The organism is Dictyobacter arantiisoli (genome assembly GCF_008326305.1).
Lineage (GTDB): Bacteria > Chloroflexota > Ktedonobacteria > Ktedonobacterales > Ktedonobacteraceae > Dictyobacter > Dictyobacter arantiisoli.
Window position 1 is genome coordinate 1 of the sequence record NZ_BIXY01000159.1, and the last position, 6,110, is coordinate 6,110.

At 48.9% G+C, this 6,110-nt stretch carries 6 protein-coding genes; 4 read left to right on the forward strand and 2 right to left on the reverse strand.

Features of this window, described 5'->3' with window-relative positions:
* Positions 1-515 precede the first annotated feature (515 nt).
* From F1593_RS26965 to ftsZ, 3 genes are all read left to right on the forward strand, one after another.
* Positions 516-764: a hypothetical protein gene (locus F1593_RS26965; RefSeq protein ID WP_149404650.1), complete on the forward strand. Its 249-nt coding sequence runs from the start codon at positions 516-518 to the stop codon at positions 762-764.
* 150 nt (positions 765-914) lie between these two features.
* Positions 915-1,352 carry a response regulator gene (locus F1593_RS26970; protein ID WP_149404651.1) on the forward strand — a complete coding sequence of 146 codons (438 nt, stop codon included), beginning with the start codon at positions 915-917 and terminating at the stop codon, positions 1,350-1,352.
* A 521-nt stretch (positions 1,353-1,873) separates the two neighbouring features.
* A complete protein-coding gene (gene ftsZ, locus F1593_RS26975; protein ID WP_216369005.1) occupies positions 1,874-3,370 on the forward strand; it encodes a cell division protein FtsZ in 1,497 nt (498 codons plus the stop codon).
* Between the two features lie 225 nt (positions 3,371-3,595).
* Here the strand turns inward: ftsZ and F1593_RS26980 are convergent, their stop codons facing one another.
* Positions 3,596-3,868, reverse strand: a complete 273-nt coding sequence (locus F1593_RS26980; RefSeq protein ID WP_172632495.1) for a KGG domain-containing protein — start codon at positions 3,866-3,868, stop codon at positions 3,596-3,598.
* Between the two features lie 92 nt (positions 3,869-3,960).
* The gene (gene larB, locus F1593_RS26985) at positions 3,961-4,836 is read right to left on the reverse strand and encodes a nickel pincer cofactor biosynthesis protein LarB (protein ID WP_149404654.1); all 876 of its coding nucleotides are present in this window, start codon (positions 4,834-4,836) and stop codon (positions 3,961-3,963) included.
* Positions 4,837-5,290: 454 nt separating this feature from the next.
* Between larB and F1593_RS26990 the strand changes: the two genes are divergently transcribed.
* Positions 5,291-5,737: a hypothetical protein gene (locus F1593_RS26990; RefSeq protein ID WP_149404655.1), complete on the forward strand. Its 447-nt coding sequence runs from the start codon at positions 5,291-5,293 to the stop codon at positions 5,735-5,737.
* Positions 5,738-6,110: the final 373 nt, after the last annotated feature.

Sequence of the window (6,110 nt, forward strand, 5' to 3'; positions counted from 1 at the left end):
CGTCGTGGGTCTGGGAGGGCCTGAAGTGCTTCGTACAGTGAGAGCAACGAAAGGCTTTCTTCATTCGTCACGGATGCTCTCTTGAGCGTCAAGGTAGTATAATCCATATGAGATTTCCTTTGTGGTTTTGAAGTTTTTTGTATTCTACAAGGAAATCTCTTTTTTTTCACCTCCTCTAGGAGAATTGGAAAGCCCTGTTGAAAACCTTATAGCTATACTCACACCATGTTTGCGATTTCCCAATCGCAAAAACAGAGCCAAACTAATTGTACCAATCGAAGTAACTGACCTTTCAGAATGGATAAATATAACGTACAATATGTAGTCGAACTATCCCATCTCTCTGTTTTGAAAAAATCACTGTAGAAGAGATTTTTGGATACTCTATGATTTTTAATCACGTAGTCAAATCAATAATATAGTCCAACCAATTCATTATGAGTCACAAATACTGTTTGTTCTGTAAACTCATAGTAAGGCATACACAGTAACTGTCGCAAAGAAAGGATCGCTGCATGCGCCACCTCTGTGTTTTCGCAGGATTAAATCCAGATGGACATCTGATATTTGATCAGGCAGCACATGAGACAGCTTTCCCTCTTTGTCAACACCTGTTGTCTGCCACGCAGGAAGGTTTTGTTCATACATTTCATACTGAGTCCTTGTTCCATCACGAGATTCCGACAACAGTGCTTGTTGCCCGGGAAGCGTATACGCCAGGCGTAAAACACTCGAAATGGACGGGGCTTCCGCCAGCGATATAGTAAGAGAGTGAGTAAAATGAACATGGAAGATGTTTCAAATTTGTTTGCAAATACATCTTTCACACGTCACCAATTTTACTCGACAACCGTTACATTAGAATATAGCTTATGTTCGCATCTTAACTATCGCATGCGGAAAAGGAGTTCATCATGCCACGAGAGGTCATTCCACCAGCGGCTCAAGGCCCACGGAACACAACCATTTTAATTGTCGAAGACGATGCTGATATTGCTCAGTTTTTGCAACAATTGATTGAAGAAGAGACACCATACCATACGACGGTCATCGATAATGGTCAGACAGCGTTAGAACAAGCATCCCAGATTCGGGCCTGCCTGATGCTGCTGGACTATCGCTTGCCCAAACTCAATGGCCTGGAACTTTATGATCGCCTTCAGGATAATCCTGAGACCAGAGGCGTGCCCACCATCATGATGAGTGCGACCCTGCCAGTCAAAGAACTCGAATTGCGCGGAATTTATCAAATCCGTAAACCGATGGACATTGGCAGTGTCATTCGCATGATCACACACGCGCTGGCTACCTACGAGGAGAAAAGCTTACAAGAACAGTACAATTATCCTTAAAGTTTGTCACCCTATCACCTCATCTGCTGGATTTGATACAATAAGAATATCTTATTGGGCACGTCTTTACAAAGAGATGTAACAGACGAGTCAATAGATGATAACATTTAGATCAGGAGGGTACCCATCGTGGCAAACAAAGAACAGAAAAAGGTGCAAAAAGCCGCACCGAAATCGAATAAACAAAAAAAAGAAGCACAACGCGAGAAAAAAGCGTCGAAAGCTGGTAATTCTAGTTCCCTGTAAAGGGCAGAATTTTCTACACAACTCTGATAGTAGCCATACGCTCTGCCCAACCCAATCCAATGGCGCTATCAGGGTTCTTTTTTATCTCTAGCAATTCTCGTACTGAAAATATCACTTTTGCCAGTATGGTTCGTTATTCATATGAGAGGCAAGCAACCCCGGTAGCATGAGGGCACTCCTCTACCTGACCAGCCTCACCACAAAAACAGAGAAGAAGGGCGGAAACCCCATGGAATACATACCAGACGTTTCAAACAGAGGAAATGAGGGTGTGCATGCAGCCAATGTCAAATGATGCCTATAAACGCAACATGGGCTCGGGGCCGCGCATAGACAGGGCCAGAAATCAACCCGATGCCTATGAGGAGCAGTATCCCAACGGCGGACCCTTTTCTCAGCAGTACTCATTTGATTCCGAAGTGCCAGATGAAGCCCCTCACCATGTCGATATTGTTGTCGTTGGTGTCGGTGGTGGCGGTATGAATGCGATTAATCGTATGATAGATGCTGGTGTTCGTGGTGTGCGTTTTATCGCCATGAATACCGATGCACAGGTGTTGGCGCTCTGTGAAGCGCCCAAACGCATCTGCCTGGGCCAACATCAGACCAAGGGATTGGGAGCGGGTGGCAATGCAGCTGTGGGCATGCGGGCCGCAACCGAGAGTAGCGCCGAGATCCGCGAAGCTCTGGGCGATGCTGATCTTGTCTTTATCGCAGCGGGTATGGGTGGAGGCACTGGCACAGGGGCGGCCCCTATCGTGGCCGCAATCTCGAAAAAGCTGGGAGCCCTCACCGTTGGCATTGTTACCCTTCCTTTTACCTTTGAAGGTTCGCGCCGCCGCCGGATCGCTGATCAAGGATTAGCTGATCTGAGCGCCGAAATCGATGCCCTGATTACTGTTCCTAATGATCGACTGCTGAGTACCGTCGCCCGTGACCGCAATCTCTCGGATGCTTTTAAAGTAGCCGACGATATCCTGCGCCAGGGTGTCCAGGGTATCGCGGAAGTCATCAATGTACCAGGCATGATCAATGTGGACTTTGCGGATGTGCGCAGCGTGCTGCTAGAAGCGGGTACAGCATTGATGAGCATTGGACAGGGAACGGGACGTGAGCGCGCTCAAATTGCAGCCGATGAAGCGATCGCCGGCGGCTTCCTCAATGTTACGATCAAAGGGGCTAAGCGCGTCTTATTTAATATCAGTGGCGGCGAGGATATGACCTTATTTGAAGTGAATGAAGTCGCTGAACGAATAGGAAACGCCATCGATGATACGGCAGATATCATTTTCGGAGCCGTGATTGATCCCGCATTGACTGACACAATCCATGTAACGCTCATCGCAGCGGGCATGGAAGATTTACATAATGCACGGGCCGATGCGTTCCGTTCACAACAATTTCCATCTCCACGTATCACACAATCTAACAATGGTCTGGGGAGTAGATCAGCGACAGGAGGAAGCTATGGGGCTGGCCGGGCAAGCATGGGGAATCCAACACCCGCGCCTCAACCACGCACGCTACCACCCAATATTCAACCAGTACAACCCGCTACGCCGCCACCTGCCCAGATACCACCAGCACTGCGGCCATATAACCCGCCAGCCAGCGAACCAGAAAATCCCAATCTGGCACGTCAGCAGCGTAACTTGAATCAACAGCGCGGCCCACGGGGAAGAGGACTCAATGATGTGTCACGTCGTTATCATCCAACCAGTGATCAGGAGGATCTCATTGATCCACCGCCATTTATCAAGCGCTATGACTGATAGCATGGGGGGTGTATAAACACAGTAAGCAGAACATAATCCATACAATGCAATACGCAAAACAAACAATAACAAGACCGCATTTCGTTCATTTTCCCATATCTAGAGATTATAGGAACGAGACGCGGTCTTGTTATGATCGGGATCAGCCCCGGGTTAAGCGTCCAACAGAAATATCACATCCTGCCTACGACCGGAACACCCCGAAACCGGGACACGCGGCCCTTATTCCTGAGTATCCGAAGTCGTGCGGCCACGCTCGCCGCCCTTCTTCCCGATCCGTGAGTAGAACTCAGAACCCTGCTGACGCTTGGTGGATTCGCCGCCCTTTTTCCCTATCTCGGCATAGAATTGTGGTCCACGTTTTTCCTTTACCGTCTCGCCACCCTTCTTGCCAATCTTGGAATAGAACTCCGGGCCATACTTTTCGCGTACGGCCTGACCACCATGCTTGGCCTTTTGAGATCCTGGTTCGGGCCCACGTTTATTGTTTGCCATAGAAAGTCCCGCCTCTCTTAAACTTCGTACCCACATTTACCCAACAGAATTAGCGGTGAGACATTCTACACTCAGAACATCTCGCTGCTTCCCTACTGCGACTGATGTTCACGCGCCTGCGCCACACGATTGGCAACCAGCGCCGCTGTGATACCTGCGCCAACACCATTATCGATATTGACGACGGAGAGACCTGGCGCACACGTTTGCAACATCGAAAGCAATGCGGCAACCCCATTGCCGCCAAGACCGTAGCCAATCGACGTTGGTAACCCGATAACTGGAACTGGAGATAAGCCTGCTACCACTGAAGGTAAAGCGCCATCCATACCCGCGGCAACGATAATCACATCCACCCCGCTTGTGAGAAGATCACGTAAAGGGGCGAGTAAGCGATGTAATCCTGCAACCCCTACATCATAGATGGTTGTGACCGTACAGCCCATCTCTTCCGCGATGAGCTTTGCCTCTTCCGCCATGGGGATATCGGATGTGCCCGCGCTAATCACTCCCACCTGTCCACCGGTACTTTTTCGCTGATAATCAGGACTATAAATGACCATGGCACGAGCCGCCTCAAGCGTCCGAACCGTGTAAGCTTGAAACTCTTTCTGAAGAGGAGCGATAGAGTCAGGGCGCAAACGACTGATGATAGCGCGACCTGTGCTCAGTAAGAGACCATGCGCCATAGCAATAATCTGCGCCGTCTCTTTGGTTGCCCCCAAAATCACCTCTGGGGCTCCTTTTCGCTGCTCGCGTCCGCCATCGGGCCGAGTCTGGATTACAGAAGATCCATCCGTTGGTGCATCCAGTGGTGTGCCATCCTTGCGTTCAGCACCTTGATTAATAGAAATGGCCGACTCATATCCTTGCTCAGCGTGTCCCGTTTGAAAGTTGTTGCGCCCGAATGGTCCATCCCCGAGCAATTGACTTAAGAGTTCGAATTGTCTATCAATTTCGTGATTCACAGAAGTAACACCTCTAATCGATCATTGCATAACGATTGTTCATCTGCATCCTACAACCAGTCACAGTGTAACACAGTCTAACTTATTCAGCAAGCCAACGGTAGCACATTCTTACCTATAAGTGGCTATTCTTTATTTTTCGCTCATTAGAAGTAACCAGTAACGGGTCGTGTCAACACGGTAGCATAAATTGCACTTCCAACCAGTATCGCCGCTCATGCATACCTTATTCACATACTTCTATGCGTTTATACCTATGAAGAAAGAGTAGCCTGACTTACAGCCTATAAAATACTTTACCTGTGCTATACTATAGATAGCTGTGCAGATGATAGCGCTTATCAACGACCATAACACATCTCTCAGCCTACCATCACCATCAATCCAACAATGTCTCTTAACAAAAGAGAGATAGTGACACTACACAGAAAAGATGAAAAGAAAAATTTTACAGATGAGAAGCTCATCAGGACTGCTGATCCTTCTGCTCTTTCTTACCGCCTGTGGACCGATTATTAACGAGCGGAAAACTATCAGTAGAATCACAGTCAACAAAGCTTTTCAAAAAACTATCCCTGGCATCCCTGATATACCGAAATATCTCTGTGGCGCCTGGGCCTCTACAAACGCGCCCGGACCCTATAGTAGCATCACTATCTACGCCCGTTTGACACAAAATCTGATGCCACTCGAGGGAGCACAGGCCCATGCTACCGTTCATTTTGCCTATGGAGATGCCAAACTGGACCAGGCACCGGTTAGCGATGTGGGAGGATATGTAAGCTTCTATCTGGCTTTACAGGGTCAACAACCCCGCATGTCCGCCGCGACCGTCGATATCACCTTTAATGCCCCGGGAAAAACAGTCCATTGCTCACAGGCTTTCTTTACGCCCCAGTAGCATTGGGCGCCCGCAAGCGAAAAAAGAGCCTGCACTATAGCATGAGATAATCATACCAATTATGCAGGCTCTGTGCAATATTCTAGACCAGCCTCGCAAGGCTCTTTTATGCCGCCTGCAGTGGGGAGGAGAGAAGAGAGAAGGTGGGAAATACCCACACCCCGGCGGTGGGACTGCCATCTCCCTGCATCCCCTGCCTTACAGCAGCATAGGAATACCCTGGTTAACAGGACTGCTGTCTCATTGCACCCTGCTACCTTTCTCATACTCAAACGTGTGCAAGACACGCCAGAGCGGTCAGTTGTTCCTGCTTCATCGCCAGTTGCCAGAGCACGGGAACCTTTGAATCAGCCCTCCCGCTTCGGTCTCACAC